We start from the raw sequence: 1459 nt of genomic DNA on the forward strand, positions 1-1459 counted from the left end.
TGAACTGCCCCCCGAATGTTGGACACCTGACCCCTCGGGAGGGTGTTCCATGACGAAATACAACCTAGCGCTCAAGCAATCACTGATTGAAGAGTGTCTGTCTGCCAGTAGCGTTCATGAGGTGGCCCTCAGGCATGGCTTGAGTCCATCGCTACTGCGGCGCTGGATCAAGGGTTTTGAAAAGCACGGTTCCTCTGGCTTGATTGCTAAGTACAGCCATTACGATGCCCAGTTTAAATTGAAGGTTTTGCAGTGCATCGAACAAGACGGACTGTCGGCCCAACAGGCCTGTATACAGTTTGATATCCGTGGCCCAAGCAGTATCAGGCAGTGGCAAAAGCTGTACGATGAGGGCGGCGTAGAAGCGCTACAACCGCATCGTCTTCAAGAGTCCAGCATGCCCCGCAAACCTTCCAGACAACCCAAAGCAAGTCCTGCTCTTCCTGCGGACGCAGAGCTGACCCCTGAACAAATGCTCGCAGAACTGGCCTATCTGCGCGCGGAGAATGCCTATTTAAAAAAGCTCGATGCCTTAATCCAAGCGGATCCCCGTACTGCGCAGCCAAAAAAACGCAGGCCGTCCAAGGATTGAGGCATGAGCATCCACTTGCTCTGTTGCTACGTGCAGCGGGACTTGCACGCAGCACCTTCTATTACCAAAGCAAAACACTGCTAACCGACAAGCATGCCGACCTTAAAGATCGCATCCGCAGCGTCTTTCACGGGAATAAGGGGCGTTACGGCTACCGCCGTATCACTGCGACCCTTGGAAACAGTGGTGAGTTGATCAATCACAAAAAGGTGCATCGGCTGATGCAGATAATGGGCCTCAAGTCGCTGGTCAAAGTGAAGAAATATCGCTCTTACCGAGGTGCTGAAGGGCTTGTTGCGCCTGATCTACTAAAGCGCGAATTTAAGGCAGAAGCCCCTAACCAGAAATGGGTAACCGACGTGACGGAGTTCAAGGTGAAGGGGCAAAAGCTGTTTCTCTCGCCTCTCATGGATTTGTACAACGGCGAGATCCTGGCCTACCAGATCAACCGACGTCCCGAATTCAGGATGGTCTCGATGATGCTGGAAAAAGCCTTCGGGCGACTGAGTCGAGATGAAAAACCAATACTGCACTCTGACCAGGGTTGGCAGTACAGGCAGCCTACCTACCGACATATGCTGGCCGAAAAGAGCATCGAGCAGAGCATGTCGCGCAAGGGTAATTGCTTGGACAATGCCGCCATGGAAAGCTTTTTCGGCACACTCAAGAGCGAGTTTTTCTATCTGGAATCATTTGAGAGTGTGGAGCAGCTGGCATCAGGCATAGAGGATTACATTGCCTACTACAACCAAGACCGCATAAGCCTCAGACTGAATGGCTTGAGTCCGGTACAATTTCGTATCCAGACGCTGAATCAATAGCGTCCCTGTCCAACATTCGGGGGGCAGTTCACGTAAGGGCGGAACC

At 52.3% G+C, this 1459-nt stretch carries 1 protein-coding gene; it reads left to right on the top strand.

Features of this window, described 5'->3' with window-relative positions; genetic code table 11:
- Positions 1 to 49 precede the first annotated feature (49 nt).
- Positions 50 to 1413, top strand: a protein-coding gene (locus BLL38_RS30230; RefSeq protein ID WP_090412738.1) for an IS3 family transposase whose coding sequence is annotated in 2 segments (ribosomal slippage) — positions 50 to 515 and positions 515 to 1413 — 1365 coding nt in all. Because the reading frame shifts where the segments join, the coding sequence is not laid out codon by codon here.
- Positions 1414 to 1459: the final 46 nt, after the last annotated feature.

Origin of the sequence: Pseudomonas gessardii (assembly GCF_001983165.1) — a bacterium.
In the GTDB taxonomy this organism is placed as follows: Bacteria; Pseudomonadota; Gammaproteobacteria; order Pseudomonadales; family Pseudomonadaceae; genus Aquipseudomonas; species Aquipseudomonas gessardii.